Raw genomic sequence first — 24974 nt, forward strand, 5'->3', positions numbered from 1 at the left:
CAAATTCGCTCAGCCAAGGAAAGTTCGGGGGAACAATGGTTTACAGTCCCGTCTTGGCATTGGTGTTCGGCTATCTTCTCGGCTCGATCCCGTTTGGCCTGCTGATCACCCGTGCCGCCGGCCTCGGCGACGTGCGCAACATCGGCTCCGGCAACATCGGCGCCACCAATGTGCTGCGCACCGGCAACAAGGGCTTGGCCGCGGCCACGCTGCTGCTCGATGCGCTGAAGGGCACCGCGGCGGTGTTGATCGCAGGCCGCTTTGCGCCCGAGCTCGGACTTTGGGCCGGATTCGGCGCGTTTTCAGGTCATCTTTTTCCGGTCTGGCTCGGCTTCAAGGGGGGCAAGGGTGTCGCCACTTACCTTGGCGTGCTGATCGGCCTTGCCTGGCAAGTGGCGCTGATCTTCGCCGTCGTCTGGCTGGCGGTGGCCTTCCTGTTCCGCTTCTCCTCGCTTGCGGCACTGACGGCAGCGGTCGTCGTGCCCGTTGCCCTGTATTTCCTGAGCACCCAGCAGATTGCCGGGCTTTTCGCGGCGATGAGCCTCATCGTCATCGTAAAGCACCGCGCCAACATTGCGCGGCTGCTTGCCGGCACCGAGGGTAAGATCGGGGCCAAGGAGTGAGCGAGCCCGACTCCGGGCCGCGCCTCAGCGACCGGCAGCGGCTGAGCTGGCTTCGTCTGATCCGCACGCCGAATGTCGGCCCGGCTTCCTTTCGCGACCTGATCAACCGGTTCGGTTCGGCCGAAGCAGCATTATCGATGCTGCCCGAGCTGATGATTTCGGGTGGCGCCAAAAAAATCGTCCGCATCCCGTCCATTGCCGAGGTCGAGGCGGAGCTGGAGACGGCCCGGCGGGCCGGCGCCCGCTTCGTCGGCATCGGCGAGGCGGATTATCCGCCGCTGATGAAAAGCATGGATCATCCGCCGCCGCTGCTCGCGGTCAGGGGCAACAGCGCGGTGTTCCGCTTGCCAGCGGTCGCTATCGTCGGCGCTCGCAACGCATCGCTGGCAGGCATCAAGATGGCGCGGATGCTGGCGGCGGATCTCGGCCGCGACGGCTATGGCATTGTTTCCGGCCTGGCGCGCGGCATCGATACGGCCGCTCACCAGGGCAGCCTTTCGACCGGCACGATCGGCGTGCTCGCCGGCGGCCTCGATTTGCCCTACCCGCCCGAAAATGCCGGCCTGTGCGACGAGATCGCCGAGGGTGGCGGCGCCATCATTTCCGAAATGCCGTTCGGCTGGCAGCCGCGCGCACAGGACTTTCCGCGCCGCAACCGGCTCGTCGCCGGTGCTGCATTGGGATTGGTAGTGGTCGAGGCCGCACAGCGCTCCGGCTCGCTGATCAGCGCCCGCCTCGCCGGCGAGATGGGGCGGCTGGTTTTCGCCGTTCCCGGTTCACCGCTCGATCCGCGCGCCGCCGGCGCCAATGGCCTGCTCAAGGACGGCGCCACCCTTGTGACCGAGGCCGCCGATATCACCGGTGCCATAGCGCCGCTGGTCGGCGGCTGGTCGCCAAGGACATCGCCGCTTGAAGAGCCGCCCGACTTTTCGGCAACACCGCCGCCGCGCGAAGACGATCGCGACCGCGTCGTCGAAGCGCTCGGCCCGACGCCGGTATCAGTGGACGAGATCATCCGCCACACCGGCCTGCATCCCGCCCAAGTGTTCATGGTGCTGCTGGAGCTCGACCTCGCCGCCCGGCTCGAACGCCATGCCGGAGGCAACGTCTCACTGATTTGACCCAGAACTTGCGCATGTCCCGGCAAGCAATTCCGACGTGATCGCGATGGCCGATCCGAGCAACAAACCAAAGCAGATGCTGTTCACTCGTATGACGGCCCTTGTCTGGTCAGCGCTGAGTGTCATGCTGGCGCTGCAATGGTCGATGGATCTCGGCATGTCGGGTTTTCCCGACGGCTACATAACGCCCTTCGCAAGAGCGACCAGCACGCTTCTGGGCATTCTGACGGCAGCCTGCATGGCCCAGGGTCTCTACTTTTTCCTGGCCGGCGCGTTCGGCAGGAAGGTAAGCGCCGTCGGTCTTTTCCTGCAAATCCTTGCCGCGGCGGTTCTTACCGTGGCGCCAGTACTTATCGTGAAGGATTGTCCGGGTTCTCAGGTGTGCAGCAGAGCCTATGAGGCGCTCACCGGCACGATGATGGACGATGGCGCGGGCGGCTAACGCCACTGCATGCGTTCGGCACGAGGCTGTCACCCATGTCGTAGGTACAAACTGTTACCCATGTCTCCGGGCCGTACCACTCTGGATTTGGTGAGCGCGATGGGATTCGAACCCATGACCTACTGATTAAAAGTCAGTTGCTCTACCGGCTGAGCTACGCGCTCCCGCGGGCTCAGAAAGGCCGCCCTCGAAATTGCGCGGAACATAGGGAGAGTGCCTCTGCCGGTCAACCGGAAAAAGACGGCTCCCGGACCGTGCCTTCCTGCCGCGTCATCATGCCGTGCGGTGCGCTTCGGCGTTGACGGAATTGCCTCCGTCTCGCGCAAGTCCGAAGCTCGCGCTTGGCGAGACAAGCGCAAGCAGCGAATCGAGAGAACCTTTGCAGATCAGCAACTTGGGATTCTTAGCGGAACAATTTGCGCAGCCTGCCCGTTTTTCCGCGACAAGGGACACGCGTTTCAAGGAGAAGATCATGAATAGGATCATGTCGGGCCTGCTGGCGACCACCCTTTCGATCTCATTCGCTGCCGCGGAGATCGTGCCAGTCAACGCTCAGCCCAGCTATGCGCCCCCTGCCCAAGGGCTCACCTCGAATGTCCAGACCGTCCAGTACGAGCCGTGGCGGAGGCACCGGAATTTCAATCGCGATTTCTCGCGTCGCGATTTCTCCCGGCGCAGTTTTGCGCGTGACGACGGCATGTATTGGCGTGGCCATCGCGGCTATCGCGAATATCGTCGCGGCTATCGCCGCCATGGCGACTACTGGTTCCCGCTGGCCGCTTTCGCCACCGGTGCGCTGATTACCGGCGCTATCATCAACAACCAGAATCGTGTCTATCGCGGCGATGCCCATGTGCAGTGGTGCTATGACCATTATCGGAGCTATCGTGCCTCTGACAACACCTACCAGCCCAATTACGGTCCGCGCCGGCAGTGCCGGTCGCCTTACTGAGTCGTGATTAGAGACTGTAAGCCCGCGCCCGCAACGGCGCGGGTTTCATGGGTGCGAAGCCGGTGCCATCCCTGCTTATTGCACGCTTAGCGTCCTGCGCACAGCGTGGCGCCAACCTGCCAGCTTGGCGGCACGTGTCGAAGCATCCATCTCCGGCTTGAACCGGCGCTCGAGCGCCCAACTCCTGGCGAATTCCCGCGCCTTCGGCCAGACACCGGCCTTCGAGCCGGCCAGCCATGCCGCACCAAGCGCGGTCGTCTCGAGAATTGTCGGCCGGTCGACCGGCGCATCGAGAATGTCGGCCAGCCGCTGCATGGTCCAGTCCGACGCCACCATGCCGCCATCGACCCTGAGCACAGTCTTGGCCGAAGCGCCCTTCCAGTCCTTGCGCATAGCGTCGAGCAGATCGCGCGTTTGGAACGCAACGGATTCCAGCGCCGCGCGGGCAAATTCCGCCGGCCCCGAATTGCGGGTCAGCCCGAAGATGGCGCCCCGCGCCTCGGCATCCCAGTGCGGTGCGCCGAGCCCGACGAAAGCCGGCACCAGATAGACGTTCTGCGTCGGATCGGCCTCCGCCGCCAATTTGCCGCTCTGCTCGGCCTTGCCGATCACCTTGATGCCGTCCCGCAGCCACTGCACGGCGGCGCCGGCGATAAAGATCGAGCCCTCCAGTGCATAGGTGGTCTTGCCGCTCAGCCTGTAGGCGATGGTGGTCAAAAGCCGGTTCTTCGAACGCACCAGATCGCTGCCGGTGTTGAGCAGCGCGAAGCAACCGGTGCCGTAGGTCGATTTCATCATGCCTGGCTCGAAACAGGCCTGGCCGATCGCCGCCGCATGCTGGTCGCCGGCCACACCGAGGATTCTGATCTCTGTGCCGAACAGACTTTTGTCGGTGATTCCAAAATCATCGGCACAGTCTTTCACCTGCGGCATCATTCTTGCAGGTATACCAAGAATGGCCAGCAACTCGTCATCCCAGGCGTTTTGTTCGATGTTGTAGACCAGCGTGCGCGAGGCATTGGTGGCGTCAGTGGCGTGGACCTTGCCGCCAGTCAGGCGCCAAATCAGAAAACTGTCGATGGTGCCGGCCAGCAGTTCGCCCTTCTCGGCGCGTTTTCTGGCGCCCTTCACCTTGTCCAGCATCCAAGCAATCTTGGTGCCGGAGAAATAGGGATCGAGCAGCAGGCCGGTCTTTTTCGTGAATTTCTTCTCCAGCCCCAGCTTCTTCAGTTTCTGGCATAACGGCGCGGTGCGGCGGTCCTGCCAGACAATCGCGTTGTGGATCGGCTCGCCGGTCTCCTTGTCCCAGATGACGACGGTTTCGCGCTGGTTGGTGATACCGATCGCGGCGACGTCCGCTGCGTTGCGGCCGGCTGTCTTCAGCGCGGCCCTCACCGTTTCCACGACGCTTGACCAGATTTCCTCGGGATCATGCTCGACCCAGCCGGAGGCCGGATAATACTGGGTGAATTCCTTTTGCCCGCTGCCGACGACCTTCATCTTGTCGTCGAACAGGATCGCCCGGCTCGATGTCGTTCCCTGGTCGATTGCAAGGATGTATCCGGTCATTCTCTCTCCCGTCGAAGCGAATTCAAGATGCTGCGATGTCTCGGCGCCCGATGGCGCGGAGCCGTTCACGCAAACAGGGGAGACGGCAACATGCCGCCTCCCCTGAGTATGGCGATGCGGGCGCGAACGCCCGCATCAAACAGCCCTATTGCTGCCAGCTCTTCACCAGCTCGTCATAGTTGATGGTGACCGGTTTTTCCTTCTCGTTCTCGATCTTGAGCTGAGGAGCGAGATTGCCCTTCTTGACCGCATCGGCGTTCCAGTAGGCGAGGTCATGCTCTTCGGCCATCTTCGGGCCGATATCGCCCTGGACGCCCGACTTCTCGATGCGGCTCATCACCTTTTCCTGCTCGGCACAGAGCGAGTCCATCGCTTCTTGCGCGCTCTTGGCGCCCGACGAAGCATCGCCGATCGCCTGCCACCAGAGCTGTGCCAGCTTCGGATAATCCGGCACGTTGGTGCCGGTCGGGGACCACTGGACGCGTGCCGGCGAGCGGTAGAACTCGATCAAGCCGCCGAGCTTTGGCGCACGTTCGGTGAAGCTCTTGTCGTGGATCGTGCTCTCGCGGATGAAGGTCAGGCCGACATGGCTCTTCTTCACGTCGACCGTCTTCGAGGTGACGAACTGCGCGTAGAGCCAGGCGGCCTTGGCGCGGTCGGTCGGCGTCGACTTCATCAGCGTCCAGGAACCGACGTCCTGATAGCCGAGCTTCATACCGTCCTTCCAATAGACGCCATGCGGCGACGGCGCCATGCGCCACTTCGGCGTGCCGTCGTCGTTCAGCACCGCCTTGGCGCTGGCGTCGACCATGCTGGCGGTGAAGGCGGTATACCAGAAGATCTGCTGGGCAACCGCGCCCTGCGCCGGCACCGGCCCTGACTCGGAGAAGGTCATGCCCTGGGCTTCCGCCGGTGCATAGGCCTTCAGCCAATCGAGGTACTTCTGGATGGCATAGACGGAAGCCGGACCATTGGTGTCGCCGCCGCGCGCCGTGCAGGAACCGACCGGTCGCGAATTCTCGTCGACCTTGATGCCCCATTCGTCGACGGGCAGACCGTTCGGAATGCCCTTGTCGCCATTGCCGGCCATCGACAGCCATGCGTCGGTGAACCGCCAGCCGAGCGACGGGTCCTTCTTGCCATAGTCCATATGGCCGTAGACCTTCTTGCCGTCGATCTCACGCCCGGTGAAGAACGCTGCAATGTCCTCATAGGCCGACCAGTTCACCGGCACGCCGAGGTCGTAGCCGTATTTGGCCTTGAAGTCCGCCTTGTTCTTCTCGTCATTGAACCAGTCGTAACGGAACCAGTAGAGGTTCGCGAACTGCTGGTCGGGAAGCTGGTAGAGCTTCTTGTCGGGCGCGGTGGTGAACGAGGTGCCGATGAAATCCTTCAGGTCGAGATTCGGGTTGGTGACATCCTTGCCGTCGCCTGCCATCCAGTCGGTCAGGTTGCGCACCTGCTGGTAGCGCCAGTGCGTGCCGATCAGATCGGAATCGTTGACCCAGCCGTCATAGAGGTTCTGGCCGGTCTGCATCTGGGTCTGGATCTTCTCGACGACGTCGCCTTCCTGGATGACGTCATGCGTGACCTTGATGCCGGTGATGGCCGTAAAGGCTGGCGCCAGCACCTGCGATTCATACTGATGCGTGGCGATGGTTTCGGAGACCACCTTGATATCCATGCCGGCGAAAGGTTTCGCGGCATCGATGAACCATTGCATTTCGGCTTCCTGGCCGGCGCGGTCGAGCGTCGAGAGGTCGCCAATTTCCTTGTCCAGGAAGGCCTTGGCCTCGTCCATTCCGGCATAGGCATTGCTTGCCCCTAGCAACAGGACAAGCGCAGTTGTTGATGTCAAGAATTGCCGTCGCATGTATTTCCTCCACTGTTAAAGTTCAAAGTGCGATCTGGATCGGCGGCCGGCACGCCGCCGTTCCAACAGTTTCCCCCTCTATACGTAGCGGAACACGCCGACGGCGAAGACCACGGAGAGAGCGAGAGCCCACCACAGATTGGGTCCGACTAGACCCAGCCAAGCGAGATGGATAAAGGCGCTGCCAAGCAGCGACAGGAACAGGCGGTCGCCACGCGTCGTTTCGAAGCGCAGCACGCCGACGCGCGGATTGCCGCCCCGCGAGACGTATTCCCACACCGCCATGCCGCAAAGCAGCAGAAAGATGGTTCCAAAGAAGGCCGCGGTCGGCCACGTCCAGGCCATCCACGAAAAATCGAGGTTGGACGAGAGGTTAAATCCCCACAGGCGGATATTGGCCGGGTCGCTGAAGCCCACCGTTATCGCCACGAAATCGATTTGAAGTGCCACCCAGGCCACGACGACCAGGGCAAGAAACAGCACGGCCCACCACCATGGGCTTCTGTCGACCTGCTCCATCATACCCTCCCCAGGGCAAAGCCCTTGGCGATGTAGTTGCGCACAAACCAGATGACGAGCGCGCCCGGAATCAGCGTCAGCACGCCGGCGGCGGCGAGCAGCCCCCAATCCATACCGGCGGCCGAAACGGTGCGGGTCATGGTCGCGGCGATCGGCTTGGCATCCGTGGTCGTCAGCGTACGGGCGATCAAGAGCTCCACCCACGAGAACATGAAGCAGAAGAAGCACGCCACGCCGATGCCGCTCGCAATCAGCGGCATGAAGATCTTGATGAAGAAGCGCGGGAACGAATAGCCGTCGATATAGGCGGTCTCGTCGATCTCCTTGGGCACGCCCGACATGAAGCCTTCGAGGATCCACACCGCCAGCGGCACGTTGAACAGGCAATGCGCCAGAGCCACGGCGATATGGGTGTCGATAAGGCCGAAGGCCGAATAAAGCTGGAAGAATGGCAGCGCGAACACCGCCGGCGGCGCCATGCGGTTGGTCAGCAGCCAGAAGAACAGATGCTTGTCGCCGAGGAAGCGATAGCGCGAAAAAGCATAGGCAGCAGGCAGTGCCGCAGCCACCGAAATCACCATGTTCATAACCACATAGGTGATCGAGTTGATGTAGCCCGAATACCAGGACGCGTCGGTGAAGATGGTGCGGTAATTCGCCAATGTCGGCGCGTGCGGGTAGAGAGTCAGCGACGAGACGATCTCGCCATTGGTCTTGAAGCTCATATTGATGAGCCAGTAGATCGGCAAAAGCAGAACGACGATGTAGAGCGTCGGCACGATCCACCACCAGCGCGACTCCTCGCCGCGACGGCGCATCAGCCGTGCGATCTCGTCCTGTCGCAGCGTGCTGGCGAGCCCTTCCGAAGCTGTCGTCTCGCTCACCCTATCGGCTCTCTCTTCGGTGCGGCTCATCTCAACGCTCCGCGTCGTAATTGGTCATCACGGTGTAGAACACCCACGACAACAGCAGGACGATAAGGAAGTAGACCAGCGACATCGCCGCCGCCGGGCCGAGGTCGAACTGGCCGAGCGCGGTCTTGACGAGATCAATCGAAAGAAAGGTCGTCGAGTTGCCGGGGCCGCCACCGGTGACCACGAACGGCTCCGTGTAGATCATGAAGCTATCCATGAAGCGCAGCAGCACGGCGATCAGCAGCACGCGGTTCATCTTCGGCAGTTGGATGTAGCGGAACACCGCCCAGCGCGAGGCACCGTCGATCTTGGCTGCCTGATAAAAGGCATCCGGGATCGAGACCAGGCCGGCATAGCAGAGCAGGACGACGAGGCTTGTCCAATGCCAGACGTCCATGATGATGACCGTGACCCAGGCGTCATATGGGTCTTGCACATAATTATAGTCGATGCCGAGCGCGTTGACGTAATAGCCGAGCAGGCCAATGTCGTTGCGCCCGAACACCTGCCAGATGGTGCCGACGACGTTCCACGGGATCAGCAGCGGCAACGCCATCAAAACAAGGCACACAGGCACGCCCCAACCCTTCTTCGGCATATTGAGCGCAATGAAGATGCCGAGCGGCACTTCGATCGCGAGGATGATAAAGGAGAAGACAAGGTTGCGGATCATCGCCTGCCAGAAGCGGCTCGAGGAAAGCAGTTCCTCGAACCATTCCGTGCCGGCCCAGAAGAAGACGTTATTGCCGAAAGTGTCCTGCACCGAATAATTGACGACCGTCATCAGTGGTATGACCGCCGAGAACGCCACCAGCAGCAGCACCGGCAGCACCAGGAACCAGGCTCTATTGTTCCAGGTCTTTTCCACTTCAGGCCCCCATCTCGACGCGCCAGGAATCGGCATAGATGTTGATACCGGCTGGGTCGAACCGCACCTTCGGATCAGCCGGAACCGTCTCGTCCTCGCCGATGACGGCGGCGATCTCGCGCCCTTCGAGATTGGCACGGACCACCTTGTGGCGGCCGACGTCCTCGACCTTGCTGATCCGGACGGCCATGCCCTGGCTGCCCAGGCGCACATATTCGGGACGGATGCCGAGCTCGATGGCGCCGCCACCGGCCTTAGGCACGCCCGGCAGTTCGATCTGCTGCGAGCCCAGCCGCGCAGTCTTGCCGTCGATCGCCACCGGCATGACGTTCATGCCGGGCGAGCCGATGAAATAGCCAACAAAGGTGTGGCGCGGGCGCTCAAACAGTTCTGCCGGTGTGCCGATCTGCACGATTTCGCCGTCATACATGACGACCACCCTGTCGGCGAAGGTCAAGGCCTCGGTCTGGTCGTGCGTGACATAGACCATGGTGTAGCCGAAGCGGCGGTGAAGCTGCTTCAACTGGGAGCGCAGCATCCATTTCATATGCGGGTCGATGACGGTCAAAGGCTCGTCGAACAGGATGGCATTTACGTCGGAGCGCACCAGCCCGCGTCCGAGCGAAATTTTCTGCTTCTGGTCAGCGGTCAGTCCGCGCGCCTTTCGTTTGGCCATATCGGCCAGCCCGATCATCTCCAGCGTTTCGCGCACCTTACGGTCGACGTCGGCTTCCGGCACGCCGCGATTGCGCAGCGGGAACGCCAGATTGTCGTAGACCGTCATCGTGTCGTAGATCACCGGGAACTGGAAGACCTGGGCGATGTTGCGCTCTTGGGTCGACAGATTGGTCACGTTCCTGCTGTTGAACAGCAACTGGCCGTGCGAGGGATGCAGCAATCCCGAAATGATGTTGAGCAACGTAGTCTTGCCGCAGCCGGACGGGCCGAGCAGCGCATAAGCGCCGCCATCCTCGAAGGTGTGGTGCACTTCCTTCAACGCGAAATCGGCATCCGTGCGCGGGTTCTGCAGATAGGAGTGGCGGATATGATTGACATCGATGCGCGCCATCGCTTCCTCCTAAGCCGCCAGCTTCGGCGCGGCCACGGCGCGGCCGTGCTCGTCGAAGACCATGATGTGGCGCGGGTCGATAAACACCTCGACCTCCTCGTCCGGCTCGAAGTCGCGAATGCCGTGGGTCAGCATGACCCAGCGCGCATCGGCAAAATCGAGATGGATGAAGCTTTCCGATCCGGTGATCTCAGTGATCGTCACCTTTGCGCGCACCGGCACTGCGGCGGCGTTGGGCCGATCGAGGGACAGATGATGCGGCTGGAAGCCGATCGTATAGATCGCATCGGCAATGCCGAAGAGTTCGGCCGGCACTGGCAATTTCACACCGCCCTCGAGCAGGAAATCCAGGCCCTTCTTGGCAAGCACAATGGTGTTGAGCGGCGGATCGGCGAAGGTCCTCGCCGTCACCAGATCGACCGGTTTGCGGAACACTTCGATGGTCGGCCCGAACTGGGTGATGCTGCCCTCGGAAAGCGTTGCCGTGTTGCCGCCGAGCAGCAAGGCCTCGTGCGGCTCGGTCGTGGCATAAACAAAGATTGTGCCGGCGGCCGCGAAGACTTTCGGCAGTTCCGCGCGTAATTCTTCACGCAGCTTGTAGTCGAGATTGGCGAGCGGCTCGTCGAGCAGCACGAGGCTGGCATTCTTGACGATGGCGCGGGCCAGCGCGGTGCGCTGCTGCTGGCCGCCCGACAGACTGAGAGGCGTCCGGTCGAGATAGGGCGTGAGCTTGAGAAGGGCGGCGGCATTGCGCACCTCCCTGTCGATGGTTGCCTGATCCGTGCCAGCTACCCGCAGCGGTGAGGCGATGTTTTCGTAGACCGTCATCGCCGGATAATTGATGAATTGCTGGTAGACCATGGCGACGTTGCGCTTTTGCACCGGCATGCCGGTGACATCCTTGCCATCGAACCAGACCGAGCCCGAGGTCGGTACGTCGAGGCCCGCCATCAACCGCATCAGGCTGGTCTTGCCGGAGAGCGTCGGCCCGAGCAGGACGTTGAGCGAGCCGTGCTGAAGCGTCAGCGAGACATCGCGGATATGTTCCGCCGCACCCACCGTCTTCGTCACGTTTCTCAGTTCAAGCATGATGCCTCCTCCCAGGCTTTCTGCATCAGTCGGCCGTCCCTATTCGGCAGCCGCCACGTGCTGCCGGCTTATTCCGCGCATGAACTCGTCGAGCACTGCGGCCTGCTCACGGCTGAGACGCAGGCCGCGCTTGGTCCGGCGCCACAATACATCCTCGGCAGTCATCGCCCATTCGTTTTCGGCGAGGTAGCGCACTTCGGCTTCGTACAGATCGGCGCCGAAGTTGCGGCCAAGATCGACGTTCGACTTGGCGAGGCCTAGCAGCTTCCTTGCGCGGGTGCCGTAGAGCCGGGTCAACCGGCGGGCCAGCCGGGCGTCGAGGAACGGGTACGCCGTTTTCAGTTTCGCCACCTCGGTATCGAAGCCGGTGACGGGAAAGTCACCGCCGGGCAGCGGCGCGTTTGCCGTCCATGGCTTACCGCGCTTGCCGAGAAAACCCTCGATCTTCTCCAGCATCGATTCCGACAATCGGCGGTAGGTGGTGATCTTGCCGCCAAAGGCATTGACGATCGGGGCGGCACCCTCGCCTCCATCGGCCTTCAGCACATAGTCGCGGGTGGCTTCCTGCGCCTTTGAGGCGCCATCGTCGTAGAGCGGGCGCACCGCGGAATAGGTCCAAACGATATCCGACGGCTTGACCGGCTGCGCGAAATATTCGCTTGCCGCAGCGCAGAGATAGTCGATCTCGGCATCACTGATCCTGACGTCGTGCGGATCGCCGGGATAGTCCCGGTCGGTGGTGCCGATGAGCGTGAACTCGTCTTCATAGGGGATGGCGAAAATGATGCGCCCGTCCTTGTTCTGAAAGAAATAGGCGCGTGGGTCGTCGAATTTCTTGCCAACGACGATGTGGCTGCCTTGCACGAGGCGGACATTGTGCACGTCGTTCAAGCCGACGGTGGCCGACAGCACCTGATCGACCCACGGGCCGGCGGCATTGACCAGCAGCCGCGCCTTGACCTCCTCGGTATCGCCGGTCCGCACGTTTTCAAGCCTGACCGTCCAGAGATTGCCTTCGCGGCGTGCGCTGACGACCTTTGTTCGGGTTCGAATGGTTGCGCCGCGCTCGGCAGCGTCGCGGGCGTTCAACACAACCAGCCGGGCATCGTTGACCCAACCGTCCGAATATTCGAACGCCTTTCGAAACAGCGGCTTCAGCGGTTTGCCGGCGGGATCCTTGGCCATGTCCAGCGTTTTCGTCGGCGGAAGCAATTTGCGCCCGCCAATATGGTCGTAGAGGAAAAGCCCGAGCCGGATCAGCCAGGCCGGACGCAGCCCCTTGGCGTATGGCAGCACGAAGCGCATCGGCCAGATGATATGCGGCGCGTTCCTCCACAGGACCTCGCGTTCCATCAGCGCTTCGCGCACCAGGCGAAACTCGTAGAATTCGAGATAGCGCAAGCCGCCATGGATCAGTTTGGTCGAACCGGAAGAGGTTCCGCTGGCCAGATCGTTCATCTCGGCAAGAAATACCGAAAACCCCCGCCCAACGGCATCGCGGGCGATACCGCAGCCATTGATGCCGCCACCGATGACGAAAATGTCATGGATCGGTGATGCGCCCAAAGAGTCCTCCCTCGATTTCGCATTGCGGCATTTTTGGGTTCTTGCGAAACCGTACGGGGATTATTTCGAAATGATAACGAATGTCAAACGAAATATCATTGGCGACAGATGCCGCAACGGCATCTCTAGGAGAGCGACGTTTCGATCAGCTGAACTTCTGCCTCCTGGCAGATCCTACGCACCGATGGGATGTCGCAACGATCGGTGATAAAGGTGTTTACCTGCGACAGATGGCCGATGCGGACGGGCGCGGTGCGCTCGAATTTGGTCTGGTCCGACACGAGGATCACATGCCGCGCGTTGGCGATGATCGCCTGAGCGACCTTCACCTCGCGAAAATCAAAGTCGAGCAGTGCGCCGTCATGATCGATGGCCGAGGCGCCGATCACCGCAAAATCGACCTTGAACTGCCGGATGAAATCGACCGCTGCCTCGCCGACCACACCGCCGTCGGAACCGCGTACGACACCGCCGGCGATCACCACCTCGATCGAAGGATAAACGCGCATCCTATTGGCAACATTGATGTTATTGGTGATGACCATCAAGCCGCTGTGATCGAGCAGCGACTTGCTGACAGCTTCCGTCGTTGTCCCGATATTGATGAAAAGAGACGCGTTGTCGGGGATCAGCCGGGCTGCTGCGCGGCCGATCGCCTCCTTCTCCTCGGCGGCGATCTTGCGCCGAGCCTCATACTCCATGTTCTCGATGCCGGACGGGAACAATGCCCCGCCATGAATGCGAGACAAAAGCCGCTGGTCGCAGAGATCGTTGAGATCCTTGCGGATCGTCTGCGGCGTCACGTTGAAATGCGTCGCCAACTCCTCGACCAGTACGCGGCCATGGTCCTTGGCCATCTGGATGATTTCGGAATGACGCGGCGACAGATACATCTAGCAACCTCTCGTTTTCGTTTTACTTGTCTATAACGGAAAACGAAAGCCATGAACAGGAAGATCAGGTGACTGCAAGAAGAGCCCCGGCGCAACCTCGATGATGCCGGTCAACCCAGGCCACGCGCAATTTCAGTAATGACCTCGAAAGCAGTATCGACATCCGCCGCAGTCGTTTCGAATTGTCCGACCTGAAAGCGGATCGCCACCTTCCCGTCCACCCGGGTTTGCGTCAGATAGATGCGGCCGTCATCGTTGATCGCGCTGACCAACCGCAAATTGTGCTCGTCAGAGTCGGCGCCCGCAGCCGCGAGATGCCGGAACGAGAACAGCGACAGCATCGGCTCCGTGACGATCTCGAAATCCGGTTCCTTTGCCAGCCTTGCGGCGAGGCTCTCGCTCCAGGCGACATGGTTGCGGACCATGGTCCGCAGATTTTCCAAGCCATGTGCACGCAGCAGGAACCAAAGTTTCAGCGCGCGGAACCTCCGGCCAAGCGGCACCGACCATTCGGAGTAGTTGATGACTCCGTCGCGGCCATGCGTCTTGAGGAATTCGGGCTTGATCGCCAGCGTGCGCACGAGGTCTTCCGGCTGACGGATGAACTGCATCGAGCAATCGAACTGTGCGCCCAGCCATTTATGCGGGTTGAAGACAATGGAATCCGCATGTTCGGCGCCTGCCCAGAAATGCCGGAACTCGGGGCAGATCATGGCGGAGCCAGCCCATGCGGCATCGACATGCAGGTAGAGCCCGTGCCGCTTAGCTACCGCGGCAACAGCCGCCACATCGTCGGTGCCGCCGGTACTTGTGCCACCGACGCTGGCGATGATCCCCGCCGGCAGCATGCCGTTTTCGCGGTCGGTGACGATCGCTGCTTCCAGAGCCGCCGTCTGCATGGCGCGGAAGCGTCCGGCGACCGGAATGCGCACGAGGTTCGCCTCGCCGATGCCCGACACCCAGATCGCCCGGTCGATGGAAGTATGGACTTGGCCGGAAGAATAGACTCGCACGACCGGCTGGCCTTGCAAGCCGTTCTTGTTACCTTGCCAGTCGAGCGCGCGCTCGCGAATGGTCAGCACGGCGGCAAGCGTCGCCGATGAAGCCGAATCCTGCATGACGCCGGAAAATCCCTCCGGCAGACCAAGCGCCTGCCGCATCCAGTCGACGACACGCGTCTCGAGTTCGGTTGCCGCCGGCGAGGTCTGCCAAAGCATGCATTGCGCGGCCATGGCGGAAACCAGATACTCGGCCACGACCGAGGCCGGTGCCGCATTGGCCGGGAAATAGGCGAAGAAACGCGGATGCTGCCAGTGCGTCATGCCCGGCAGAATCTTTTGCTCGAAATCGGCGAAGATTGCCTGCATCGTTTCGCCGTTTTCCGGCGGCGCAACATCGATGCTTTTGAAGATTTCGCCCGGCTCGACAAACGGCCGCACCGGTCTTTCGCGAAGGCTGTCTCTGTAGTCGGCGCCCCATTCGGCCGCTCGCAGCGACCATTCGCGGAATTCGTTGCTATTCATCTTCGCCTCCGTAGCGCCTCGTCGAGCCGCCATCAAAGAGCACGAAAAACGAAGGTTTTCATTCGGGAAAATCAGGCAAGCTGGCAAAGGCAGTCTTCAGCGCGTTCGACCAGCTATCCGAGATCGTGCGATAATATTGATCATCCTGGGTTATTCGCTTTTTGAGGCCAACCTTGAAGGTGTCCTTTTCATAGAACAGCAGGTCGAGCGGCAGGCCGACCGACAGGTTCGACTTCAGCGTCGAGTCGAACGACACAAGCAGCAACTTCACCGTCTCGGCGAAACTCATCGTCCTTTCATAAGCGCGGATGATGATCGGCTTGCCGTATTTGGTCTCACCTATCTGGAAGAACGGCGTGTCGTCGGTGGATTCGATGAAATTGCCTTCCGGATAGATCATGAACAGGCGCGGCGCGCTGCCCTTGATCTGACCGCCGAGGATGAAGGAGGCGTTGAAATAGGAATCCGCCTTTTCGCCCGCCGGCGACGAACTGGCGATGACCTCCTTGACGGTGTCTCCGACCAGCCGCACTGTCTGGTACATGGAAGGCGTTTCGAGCAGCGTGGCACGGCGCTCCGCCACTGCCTTGGTGCGTTCGTCGAGCAGGCTGACTACGGCCTGCGTCGTCGCCAGATTGCCGGCCGACATCAAAACGATGACGCGCTCGCCCGGCTCTTCCCAGACATGCATCTTCCTGAAGGTCGAGATCGAATCCATGCCGGCGTTGGTGCGCGTGTCCGACATGAACACGAGCCCGCGATCGATCTTCAGCCCGACGCAATAGGTCATCGAATCTCTTTGGCAACAATCTTGGCGGAGATTACTGCTCCACGGTGACGGTGACGGCAAGCTGTTCTTCCGCCTGTCCCAGCCGAATTCCCGATACCGGTGTGGCGTCGCGATAATCGCGGCCAGTCGCCACCTTTACATAACGCTCGTCGGGAGAAATGCCGTTGGCGACGTCGAAGGCGACCCAGCCGAGGCCCGAGACATGCGCCTCGGCCCAGGCGTGGCTTGCCGCCTGCTCGATCGCTGCATTCATCATCAGATAGCCACTGACATAGCGCGCGGGAAAATCCATGGCGCGCGCCGCCGCAACGAAGATGTGGCTGTGGTCCTGGCAAACGCCGGTCTTGAGCGCCAGGGCCTCTTCGGCCGGCGTCGTCGCGTTGGTGGTGCCCGGCGTATAAGCGACGCGCTCGCCGATCATCGCCATCAACCGGTGCAGCCTTTCGATGTCGGTGCCCTTGCCGGCCGAGGCAGCAAGCTCGCGAATGCCGCTGCCGATCGTCGTCAGCGGCGTTTCGTGGCCGAACAGCCAGAGCGGCACGAAACCCTGGTGCGGCCCGCAGACGCCGGCGGTGTCGCGCGTCACCACTTCGCCGGCTGCTTCAACGGTGATGAAGTCGCGCTCACCCTCGACGCTCAACAGCCGGGTATCATTGCCGAAATGGTCGGTGAAGCGCACTTCCTCGCGTGCGCCTTCGATCTTCAGCGCCCAGGACAGTACCGTCTGGGTGCGCCCGTTCACCGGGAGCAGCCGCAAACGCTGCAACAAATAATGCACCGGCGCATCGTAGCGGTATTCGGTCCGGTGGGTGATCTTCAGCCGCATCGCACTCGTCCCTGGAGCATGAGCTTTTCCGAAAACCGGTCTCCGCTTTTTGGGGTCATGCTCAATAGAACCTGTAATCCTGCGCGATCTCGTCGCCGAGTCTGGTGTTGTCGCGGATGAAATTGGCCAGGAATTCATGCAGGCCAGCGTCGAAAATATCCTTGATCGAGCCGGCCGTAAGCATGGCCTGGGTCTTGGCAGCCGTCGCATGGCAGGCGTGGCGCTCACCATAGTCGTCACCCAGGAATTTGAGATGCTCCGTCAGGAAGCGGTAGCAAAAGGTCAGCGAGCGCGGCATGCGGACATTGAGGATCAGATAGTCGGCGATGTTGCTCGGCTTGTAATCGGCGTCATAGACCCAGCGGTAGGAGCGGTGCGCCGATACCGAGCGGAGGATCGATTCCCACTGGTAGTTGTCGAGCGTCGAGCCGACCCAGGAAATCGACGGTAACAGCACGTAGTACTTCACGTCCAGGATGCGGGCAGTGTTGTCGGCGCGTTCGACATAAGTGCCGAGCTGCGAAAAATCGAAAATCTCATTGCGCAGCATCGTGCCGTAGAACGAGCCGCGGATCAGCGCCGTCTCGCGTTTGATTGCGTCGAGCGCGTTGGGCAGGTCGCGCTCGTCGATCGGCTTGGCTAGCATCCGCTTCAGCGACATCCAGGCTTCGTTGATGCTTTCCCAGGTTTCACGCGTCAACGCGGTACGCACCATGCGAGCATTGTTACGGGCCGTTTCGATAGACGACATCGTGCTCGACGGGTTCGATGTGTCGCGCAGCAGATAGTCGGCGACATTGGCGGCGGTGTAGTCGGAATATTTCTGCGTGAAGCTGGCGTCCGAACCGGCGCTGAGCAGCACCGAATTCCACTCCTCCGAAGCGTTCTGAGTACGGGTTAGCGCCATGCGCAAGCCGGCGTCCACCAGCCGCGCCATGTTTTCCGCCCGCTCGATATAGCGGTTCATCCAATAGAGCCCGTTGGCGGTGCGACCGAGAAGCATGTCAGGCGGTCCTGTGGCGAATGGTGGATGGTGGACGGTGAATGGTGACTATCCAGACTTTAGGCCACGATGCCGCGTGCTTCACTTCAGGGCATTTCACCAACATCAACAACATATATCCTTATCTATTCACTATTCACTATTCACTACTTCCACTCTAATCATCCAACACCCACGTATCCTTTGTGCCCCCGCCTTGCGAGGAATTGACGACCAGCGAGCCTTCCTTGAGCGCTACTCGGGTCAGCCCGCCGGGCACGATCTGGATACGGTCGGAAACCAGCACATAGGGGCGCAGATCGACATGGCGCGGCGCCAGCCCCTTGTCCGTCAGGATCGGACAGGTCGACAGCGCCAGCGTCGGCTGAGCAATGTAGTTCGATGGTTTTGCCGCGAGCTTTTTCGAAAAATCCTCGCATTCCTTCTTGGTCGCCGCCGGACCGACCAGCATGCCGTAACCGCCGGACCCGTGGACCTCCTTGATGACCAGTTCATCAATGTGCTCGAGCACGTATTTCAGGCTGTCCGGCTCCGAGCAGCGCCAGGTCGGGATGTTGCCGAGCATCGCCTTGCGGCCGGTGTAGAATTCGACGATCTCGGGCATGTACGAATAGATCGCCTTATCGTCAGCGATGCCGGTTCCCGGCGCATTGGCGATCGTGATGTTGCCGGCGCGGTAGACGTCCATAATGCCCGGCACGCCAAGTGCCGAGTCGGGGCGGAAGGTCAGCGGATCGAGGAACGAGTCGTCGACACGCCGGTATAGCACGTCGATCTGCTTGTAGCCCTCGGTCGTGCGCATCGCGACATGGCCATCGACGACGCGCAGATCCTGCCCTTCGACGAGCTGCACGCCCATCTGGTCGGCAAGGAAAGCATGTTCGAAATAAGCTGAGTTGAAGCTGCCCGGCGTCAGCACGGCAATCGTCGGCGTGCCCTTGGTGCTTTGCGGCCGTACCGCCGCCAGCGACTGGCGCAGGAGCTGCGGGTAATTCTCCACCGGCCGCACCTTGATCTGCTGGAACAACTCGGGAAACAGCTGCATCATCGTCTCGCGGTTCTCCAGCATGTAGGAGACGCCGGACGGCGTGCGCGCATTGTCCTCCAGTACGTAGAACTCGTTCTCGCTAATGCGTACGATGTCGACGCCGATGATGTGGGTATAGACGCCGGCCGGCGGCCGCACCCCGATCATCTCGGGCAGGAACGCCTCGTTCCTGGCGATCAACTCCTTCGGCACCCGGCCGGCGCGCAAGATCTCCTGGCGATGGTAGATGTCGTCGAGAAAGGCGTTCAGCGCCTGGACGCGCTGCTCGATGCCTTGCGTTAGCCGTCGCCATTCATTGCCCGAAATGATGCGCGGAACGATGTCGAAGGGTATCAGCCGCTCCGATGCTTCCTGCTCGCCGTAGACGGCGAAAGTGATGCCTGTCTTGCGAAAGACGCGTTCGGCGTCCTGCATCTTCTCGGTAAGTCTGGCCGGGTCCTGTTCCTTCAGCCAGCGATCGTAAGCCGAATACGGTTTTCTCAGCCCGGAAACTTCCGGAAGCATTTCGTCGAACGCTGCCAATCGCATACTCCCCTGTGACGCCATTTCACTGGCCTCGCTGGAGAAAATCAAGCGCAATCGGCGATTTGGCGGGCGCCGGCGATCAGTATATCGCGGTTGCCTAAAATTAAGGCAGCACCAATAGGGCCTTGATCAGGCTTTGCCTGGTGTCCGGGCAAATGTCGGATGGAGATCAAAACGCGCGAAAGGTGACGACCGTAAACGTATCCTTGATGCCCGGGAGAATCTGCACTTTCTCGTTGACGAAGTGGCCGATGTCTTCCTCATCGTCGACATAGAATTTGGCGAGCAGGTCGTAGTTGCCGGCTGTCGAGTAGATTTCCGAAGCAATCTCGGCATCGGCCAGGGCGCTGGCAACGTCGTAGGCCTTGCCCAGATCGCACTTTATCTGCACGAAAAATGCCTTCATTGCCTGGTCCTGTCCAACATCGCACGCTCTAATCGAGCGGCCCTTGTGGCAGACTGCCGCCCGGCTTTCAAGCATCGCCAATCGCTCAGGCTGTCTCGCCTCGACAATGCTTTTTCGGCTCGGACACGGACTGCCACGCCGAATGTTTACGCTCGGCTGAAACCCTGAAGCACGGCAAAGCGTATGGTATCATGTATCTTCAGGCAGCGATTTCTCGGGGACAACGGAGACAGGCCATGCGCCGCGCGTTTTTCGCATTCGCAGTCGTTCCATTCATTTTCGCATCCCAGGCCTTTGCTGGCGACGCCGAAGTCAAAGCGGCGCAGACGGTCATCGATGCTCAGTTGAGGGCCTTCATCGCCAATGACGGAATGACGGCCTACAGCTTTGCCGCACCGAATGTGAAGCGCATGTTTCCGACCGTCGATACCTTCATGAACATGGTGACCAACGGCTATCCGCCGGTGCGCCAGCCGCAGACCTACTCCTTCGGCAAGGTTCGCGAGACGAGCCCGACCTCGATCATCCAGCAAGTGCTGATCGTCGGCCCGGATGGCAAGGACTACGAGGCGGTCTACACGCTCGAACTACAGCCTGACGGCAGCTTTCGGATCACCGGCTGCAGCCTGCGCGCGTCCACGTCGCTCAGCACTTGAGCCTTCGATCACCTCACTGGGAGATCGCCCCGCCTCCAGCTTTCGGAAATCTCAGCTGAGCGTGCTTCCAACCTGCCAGCCTCGATCGCTTCACGAATGTCGCGCATCAGCTGCTGGTAATAGGACAGATTGTTCCAGGTCAGGAGCATCGCCCCAAGCGCCTCTTGCGAGCGCACCAGATGGTGCAAATAGGCCCGCGAATAATCGCGTGCGGCCGGGCAGTCGCTTTCCTCATCGAGCGGACGCGGATCGTCGGCATGGCGGGCGTTGCGCAGATTGACCTTGCCGCGCCGTGTGTAGGCAAGGCCGTGGCGCCCTGCCCGCGTCGGCATCACGCAGTCGAACATGTCGATGCCGCGCGCCACCGACTTCAAGATGTCGTCCGGGGTGCCGACGCCCATCAGGTAGCGCGGCCGGTCAGCCGGCAGCTCCGGGCAAGTGATGTCGAGCATCTCCAGCATCACCGCTTGCGGCTCGCCGACAGCCAGCCCGCCGATCGCGTAGCCCTTCAGCTCCATTGCCTTCAGCGCCTGCGCCGAGCGCAGCCGCAGATCCGGCACGTCGCCGCCTTGCACAATGCCGAACATCGCCTTGCCGGGCTGCTCGCCGAATGCCGTCTTGCAACGCTCGGCCCAGCGCAACGACAACTCCATGGCACGCTCGATCTCGTTCTGTTTGGCCGGCAGCGCCGTGCATTCGTCGAGCTGCATCTGGATGTCGGAATCGAGCAGCCCCTGGATCTCTATCGAACGCTCCGGCGACATCTCGTAGGCGCCGCCGTCGATATGCGAACGGAAGGTAACGCCGTTCTCGGTCAGTTTCCGCAGCTTCGACAGCGACATCACCTGGAAGCCGCCGCTGTCGGTCAGGATTGGATGCGGCCACCGGGCGAATTCATGCAGGCCGCCGAGCCGCGCCACGCGCTCGGCGCCGGGTCTCAGCATCAGGTGGTAGGTGTTGCCGAGGATAATGTCCGAGCCGACGCCGCGCACCTGATCCATATACATGGCCTTCACCGTGCCGCCGGTACCGACCGGCATGAAGGCAGGCGTGCGGATTTCCCCGCGCGGCATGGTGATTGCACCACGCCGCGCCCTGCCGTCGGTCGCCAGCACCTTGAAGGTGAATGCGTCAGTCATTGAATTCCCTAGCCATCGAACTCCTTGTCGAATACCGGCGCGTCCGGGGCCTGCTTGTCGAGTGATTGCCGGTAGCGGATGCAGCCGCGCATGAATTTCGGCCACGGCGGCACGGCAATCGCCGGCTCGGTCTTTTCGGGCAAAAGCGACCAGAGGTCGGGATGGTGCCAGCACAGATCATGGCCGGTGGCGTCGCGGTGTTGGCGGATGCCGGCGCGCAGTTTCCTGACCTCGGCGATCAAGGCTTCCTGGTCGAAGGTTTCCAGGTCATCGTCCATCGGTATCCTCCCTGAACAGAAGACTTGCGTCTCCATAGGAATAAAACCTGTAGCGGTTCTCGATCGCATGCGCATAGGCCGCGCGCATCGTCTGCAAACCGCAGAAGGCCGAAACCAGCATGAACAGCGTCGAACGCGGCAGATGGAAATTGGTCATCAGCATGTCTGCGGTCTTGAAGCGATAGCCGGGCGTGATGAAGATGTCTGTCGGGCCTGACCATGCGGCCAGCCTGCCGTCCTCGCCAGCCGCGCTCTCCAACAAGCGCAGCGATGTCGTGCCGACGGCGATAATGCGCCCTCCTTTTGCTTTCGCCGCATTCAGCGCCTCGGCGGTTTCCGGGCTGACCGAACCGGTTTCGGCGTGCATCTTGTGGTCGGCGGTGTCGTCCGCCTTCACCGGCAGGAACGTGCCGGCGCCGACATGCAGCGTGACGAAACGGCGCTCTATGCCCTTGGCGTCGAGCGTCGCAAACAGCTCCGGCGTGAAATGCAGCCCTGCCGTCGGCGCGGCCACGGCGCCCTCCTCCTTGGCATAAATGGTCTGGTAATCGCTGCGGTCGCGTTCGTCGTCGTCACGCTTGGAGGCGATGTAGGGCGGCAGCGGAATGTGGCCGACAGCGTGCAGCGCCTCGTCGAGGAACGGACCTGACAGGTCGAAGCCGAGCAGCACCTCGCCACCTTCTCCCTTCTCGATCGCTGTCGCGTCGAGCTGGCCGAGAAAGCAGGAATTGGCGTCATGACCGAAATGGATGCGATCGCCGGCGGCGATGCGCTTGCCCGGACGCATGAAGGCTAGCCACCGGTCGGGCGCCATCCGCATATGCAGCGTGGCTTCGACCTGCGCTGCTGCTTCGCCGCGCCGCCTGATGCCTTTCAGCTGCGCCGGAATGACCTTGGTGTCGTTGAAGACCAGCACATCACCAGCCTTGAGCAGGGCCGGCAGGTCGCGCACCGTCCGGTCTTCGAGCCCCTCACCCGGCCTGACCACCAGCATCCTGGCGCTGTCGCGCGGCTCGGCTGGGCGAAGCGCGATGCGTTCTTCCGGCAGATCGAAGTCGAAAAGGTCGACGCGCAAGAAAACCCCGCCTCAAGGTTCCGGGCAGGTCACCGCCCAGGCACCGACGCCGTCAATGCTCAACGTGCCGCCCATTGCGAAACTGGACTGCTCGCTGGCCTTGACCAGCCGCAATTTGGCGACGATCGAGCTGAGGCCCTCATCAGTGAGATCGATCAGCATGCGCTCGTCGTCTTCGAATGCCTGTCCAACGATGACTTTCGTTGAGCCTGGCTGGCCGTCCGTGGTCCATGTCTTGCCGCCGGCATCCAGCCACACCCGCGCCACCGCAATGACGGCCGTGTGTCCCATCAAAACATCAATCGATGCCGCGCCGCCGTCGGCGCTGCAAACGATCGATTCCGTCGCCAGCGCCGGAGTGGCCGCCGCGACGAGCACAAGTGCGATGGCCGCGACAGCCCGGCTGGTCATTTCACGTCGGCCGCAACCTTGAGCGATACGATCTTGTCGGGGTCCTGCACCGGTTCGCCGCGCTTGATCTTGTCGACATTGTCCATGCCTTCGATGACCTGGCCCCATACAGTGTACTGGCGGTTGAGGAAGGCGGCGTCGTCGAAGCAGATGAAGAACTGCGAATTGGCCGAGTTCGGGTTTTGCGAGCGCGCCATCGAACAGGTGCCGCGGCCATGGTTGGCGTTGGAGAACTCGGCCTTCAGATCGGGCTTGTCGGAACCGCCAGTGCCGGCGCGCGACGGCGCGAAAGACGGCTTGTTGGAATTGCCGAACTTCACGTCGCCGGTCTGCGCCATGAAGCCGTCGATGACGCGGTGGAAGACCACGCCGTCATAGGCGCCTTCGCGTGCCAACTCCTTGATACGGCCGACATGGCCGGGCGCCAGATCTGGAAACAATTCGATGACGACCTTGCCCTTGGTCGTGTCCATGATGAGCGCGTTCTCGCGGTCCTTGATTTCGGCCATGTCAGAAATATCCTTTTGAAACTTGGGTTTACTTGCCGTCGGCGGCGATGCGCACCTTGATCATGCGATCGGGATCGGTCACCGTCCCGTTCTGCGCCTCGTCGCCTTTCTTGATGTGGTCCACCAGCTCCATGCCGCTGACGACATTGCCAACGATGGTGTACTGGCCATCGAGCGGCGGTGCCGGCGCGAACATGATGAAGAATTGCGAATTGGCGGAATTCGGATCGTCGGAGCGGGCCATGCCGACCACGCCGCGCTGGTAGTGCTCGGTACTGGAGAATTCGGCCGGCAGGTCAGGAAGATCGGAGCCGCCGGTGCCGACAGCGTCGGCATTGAAGCCGCTCTTCATGTTGCCGAACTTGACGTCGCCGGTCTGCGCCATGAAGCCGTCGATGACGCGGTGAAAGGCGACGTTGTCGTAGGCGCCCTGGCGCACCAGCTTTTTGATCTGCGCGACGTGTTTTGGCGCAAGGTCGGGCCTCAGCGCGATGGTCACGTCGCCGTCCTTCAGCGTTACGATCATGGTGTTTTCCGGATCAGCGGCAAAGGCCGACACGGATGCGGTCACAAGACCGGCAAACACGGCAAGCAAGAAGGCAAGCTTTTTCAGCTGCATGGGATCTTTCTCCGAATATCTTCGTTCATGCATGTCGTTACCCAAAGCCGGGTTCCACTTTTGGGTGACATGCATTTATTTCGCGAATTTGGCGGCGAGCGCGCCGGCCACGGCCGCCGGCACGAAGGGGCGGATGTCGCCTCCCATCGAAGCTATCTGGCGCACAAGTGTGGCGGTAATGGTGCGCACCGAGGGGCTGGCGGGCAGGAACACCGTCTGCAGCTCCGGCGCCATGGTCTCGTTCATGCCGGCCATCTGCATCTCATAGTCAAGATCGGTGCCGTCGCGCAGGCCGCGGATCATGATCGAGGCGCCATGCTTCCTGGCCGCATCGATGACCAGCCCGTCGAAGGCGACCACTTTGATACGCGCACCGTCGCTGCCGAATTCCGCCTTCGCGGCCGTTTCGATCAGGCCAACCCGTTCCTCGAAGGAAAACAACGGCTTCTTGCCGGGATGGGTGCCGATCGCTGCATAGATTGTATCCGCCACGGCCAGCGATGCCTTCAGCACGTCGAGATGCCCGTTGGTCAGCGGGTCGAAAGAGCCGGCATAAAGGGCGATGCGTTCGGTCATGGCAGGTGCTTCTAGCGAGCCTCTCCCCTAAAGGCAAATCCGATCGACAGGCCCGCCCCATGAACCTTTTGGCCGACGTGAACGACAGATGA

Annotated in this window: 27 protein-coding genes and 1 tRNA gene; 5 read left to right on the top strand and 23 right to left on the bottom strand. The window is 61.4% G+C overall.

The features are described 5' to 3' along the window. The first annotated feature begins 35 nt into the window (after positions 1-35). The 3 genes from plsY to NKJ12_RS24100 are packed head-to-tail and all read left to right on the top strand — an operon-like array spanning position 36 to position 2186. Positions 36-623, top strand: coding sequence for a glycerol-3-phosphate 1-O-acyltransferase PlsY (gene plsY / locus NKJ12_RS24090; protein ID WP_254817341.1), 588 nt, complete (start codon positions 36-38; stop codon positions 621-623). Continuing rightward, entirely contained in the window at positions 620-1744 is a 1125-nt protein-coding gene (dprA, locus tag NKJ12_RS24095) for a DNA-processing protein DprA (RefSeq protein WP_352705480.1), read from the top strand. The genes plsY and dprA overlap by 4 nt, the downstream gene beginning before the upstream one ends. A 46-nt stretch (positions 1745-1790) precedes the next feature. After that, complete coding sequence (locus NKJ12_RS24100) at positions 1791-2186, top strand: hypothetical protein (protein WP_352705559.1); 396 nt, start codon at positions 1791-1793, stop codon at positions 2184-2186. Between the two features lie 88 nt (positions 2187-2274). Here the strand turns inward: NKJ12_RS24100 and NKJ12_RS24105 are convergent. Beyond that, positions 2275-2350, bottom strand: a tRNA-Lys gene (locus NKJ12_RS24105). Between the two features lie 308 nt (positions 2351-2658). Here NKJ12_RS24105 and NKJ12_RS24110 point away from each other — a divergent pair. Beyond that, positions 2659-3138, top strand: coding sequence for a BA14K family protein (locus NKJ12_RS24110; protein WP_254817344.1), 480 nt, complete (start codon positions 2659-2661; stop codon positions 3136-3138). Positions 3139-3213: 75 nt separating this feature from the next. Here NKJ12_RS24110 and glpK read toward each other — a convergent pair whose 3' ends face one another. The 15 genes from glpK to NKJ12_RS24185 all read right to left on the bottom strand — a co-directional run bounded on the left by glpK (position 3214) and on the right by NKJ12_RS24185 (position 19619). After that, entirely contained in the window at positions 3214-4707 is a 1494-nt protein-coding gene (glpK, locus tag NKJ12_RS24115; RefSeq protein ID WP_352705482.1) for a glycerol kinase GlpK, read from the bottom strand. 145 nt (positions 4708-4852) lie between these two features. Continuing rightward, positions 4853-6580 (bottom strand): ABC transporter substrate-binding protein, encoded by a 1728-nt coding sequence (locus NKJ12_RS24120; protein ID WP_352705484.1) that lies wholly within the window; start codon positions 6578-6580, stop codon positions 4853-4855. Between the two features lie 78 nt (positions 6581-6658). Further along, positions 6659-6925, bottom strand: coding sequence for a DUF2160 domain-containing protein (locus NKJ12_RS24125; RefSeq protein ID WP_352705560.1), 267 nt, complete (start codon positions 6923-6925; stop codon positions 6659-6661). A 173-nt stretch (positions 6926-7098) separates the two neighbouring features. After that, positions 7099-8013 carry a carbohydrate ABC transporter permease gene (locus tag NKJ12_RS24130; protein ID WP_352478954.1) on the bottom strand — a complete coding sequence of 305 codons (915 nt, stop codon included), beginning with the start codon at positions 8011-8013 and terminating at the stop codon, positions 7099-7101. Between the two features lies 1 nt (position 8014). After that, on the bottom strand, positions 8015-8881 hold the full coding sequence (locus NKJ12_RS24135) for a carbohydrate ABC transporter permease (RefSeq protein WP_023674893.1): 867 nt from the start codon (positions 8879-8881) through the stop codon (positions 8015-8017). A 1-nt stretch (position 8882) separates the two neighbouring features. After that, complete coding sequence (locus NKJ12_RS24140) at positions 8883-9950, bottom strand: ABC transporter ATP-binding protein (RefSeq protein WP_352705486.1); 1068 nt, start codon at positions 9948-9950, stop codon at positions 8883-8885. Between the two features lie 9 nt (positions 9951-9959). Next, positions 9960-11039 (bottom strand): ABC transporter ATP-binding protein, encoded by a 1080-nt coding sequence (locus NKJ12_RS24145; protein WP_254817350.1) that lies wholly within the window; start codon positions 11037-11039, stop codon positions 9960-9962. Between the two features lie 39 nt (positions 11040-11078). Continuing rightward, complete coding sequence (gene glpD / locus NKJ12_RS24150) at positions 11079-12605, bottom strand: glycerol-3-phosphate dehydrogenase (protein WP_352645606.1); 1527 nt, start codon at positions 12603-12605, stop codon at positions 11079-11081. 125 nt (positions 12606-12730) lie between these two features. Beyond that, positions 12731-13498: a DeoR/GlpR family DNA-binding transcription regulator gene (locus tag NKJ12_RS24155; RefSeq protein ID WP_352478957.1), complete on the bottom strand. Its 768-nt coding sequence runs from the start codon at positions 13496-13498 to the stop codon at positions 12731-12733. A gap of 110 nt (positions 13499-13608) precedes the next feature. Continuing rightward, positions 13609-15021 carry a pyridoxal phosphate-dependent decarboxylase family protein gene (locus NKJ12_RS24160; RefSeq protein ID WP_352705488.1) on the bottom strand — a complete coding sequence of 471 codons (1413 nt, stop codon included), beginning with the start codon at positions 15019-15021 and terminating at the stop codon, positions 13609-13611. A 58-nt stretch (positions 15022-15079) separates the two neighbouring features. After that, complete coding sequence (locus tag NKJ12_RS24165) at positions 15080-15811, bottom strand: proteasome-type protease (RefSeq protein ID WP_254817354.1); 732 nt, start codon at positions 15809-15811, stop codon at positions 15080-15082. Between the two features lie 31 nt (positions 15812-15842). Beyond that, complete coding sequence (locus tag NKJ12_RS24170) at positions 15843-16637, bottom strand: transglutaminase family protein (RefSeq protein WP_352705490.1); 795 nt, start codon at positions 16635-16637, stop codon at positions 15843-15845. Positions 16638-16698: 61 nt separating this feature from the next. Next, positions 16699-17640, bottom strand: coding sequence for an alpha-E domain-containing protein (locus NKJ12_RS24175; protein ID WP_023674885.1), 942 nt, complete (start codon positions 17638-17640; stop codon positions 16699-16701). A gap of 157 nt (positions 17641-17797) precedes the next feature. Continuing rightward, positions 17798-19210 (bottom strand): circularly permuted type 2 ATP-grasp protein, encoded by a 1413-nt coding sequence (locus NKJ12_RS24180; protein ID WP_352478961.1) that lies wholly within the window; start codon positions 19208-19210, stop codon positions 17798-17800. A 172-nt stretch (positions 19211-19382) separates the two neighbouring features. Further along, positions 19383-19619 (bottom strand): Lrp/AsnC ligand binding domain-containing protein, encoded by a 237-nt coding sequence (locus NKJ12_RS24185; RefSeq protein WP_023674883.1) that lies wholly within the window; start codon positions 19617-19619, stop codon positions 19383-19385. 236 nt (positions 19620-19855) lie between these two features. Here NKJ12_RS24185 and NKJ12_RS24190 point away from each other — a divergent pair, with 236 nt between their 5' ends. Beyond that, complete coding sequence (locus tag NKJ12_RS24190; protein WP_254817358.1) at positions 19856-20275, top strand: DUF4864 domain-containing protein; 420 nt, start codon at positions 19856-19858, stop codon at positions 20273-20275. 8 nt (positions 20276-20283) lie between these two features. On the opposite strand, the gene tgt is transcribed toward NKJ12_RS24190, so the two are convergent. From tgt to coaD, 7 genes are all read right to left on the bottom strand, one after another. Next, positions 20284-21414, bottom strand: a complete 1131-nt coding sequence (tgt, locus tag NKJ12_RS24195) for a tRNA guanosine(34) transglycosylase Tgt (RefSeq protein WP_352705492.1) — start codon at positions 21412-21414, stop codon at positions 20284-20286. Between the two features lie 8 nt (positions 21415-21422). Then, a complete protein-coding gene (locus NKJ12_RS24200; RefSeq protein WP_352705494.1) occupies positions 21423-21692 on the bottom strand; it encodes a hypothetical protein in 270 nt (89 codons plus the stop codon). After that, positions 21682-22767, bottom strand: coding sequence for a tRNA preQ1(34) S-adenosylmethionine ribosyltransferase-isomerase QueA (gene queA / locus NKJ12_RS24205; RefSeq protein ID WP_352705496.1), 1086 nt, complete (start codon positions 22765-22767; stop codon positions 21682-21684). The genes NKJ12_RS24200 and queA overlap by 11 nt, the downstream gene beginning before the upstream one ends. A 12-nt stretch (positions 22768-22779) precedes the next feature. Further along, positions 22780-23178 (bottom strand): hypothetical protein, encoded by a 399-nt coding sequence (locus NKJ12_RS24210; RefSeq protein ID WP_254817362.1) that lies wholly within the window; start codon positions 23176-23178, stop codon positions 22780-22782. Beyond that, positions 23175-23687 (bottom strand): peptidylprolyl isomerase, encoded by a 513-nt coding sequence (locus NKJ12_RS24215; protein ID WP_254817363.1) that lies wholly within the window; start codon positions 23685-23687, stop codon positions 23175-23177. The genes NKJ12_RS24210 and NKJ12_RS24215 overlap by 4 nt, the downstream gene beginning before the upstream one ends. 28 nt (positions 23688-23715) lie before the next feature. Continuing rightward, positions 23716-24306, bottom strand: coding sequence for a peptidylprolyl isomerase (locus NKJ12_RS24220; RefSeq protein ID WP_254817364.1), 591 nt, complete (start codon positions 24304-24306; stop codon positions 23716-23718). A 75-nt stretch (positions 24307-24381) separates the two neighbouring features. Next, positions 24382-24882, bottom strand: a complete 501-nt coding sequence (gene coaD / locus NKJ12_RS24225; protein WP_352507881.1) for a pantetheine-phosphate adenylyltransferase — start codon at positions 24880-24882, stop codon at positions 24382-24384. Between the last annotated feature and the right edge of the window lie 92 nt (positions 24883-24974).

The organism is Mesorhizobium sp. M0195 (genome assembly GCF_040322115.1).
In the GTDB taxonomy this organism is placed as follows: Bacteria; Pseudomonadota; Alphaproteobacteria; order Rhizobiales; family Rhizobiaceae; genus Mesorhizobium.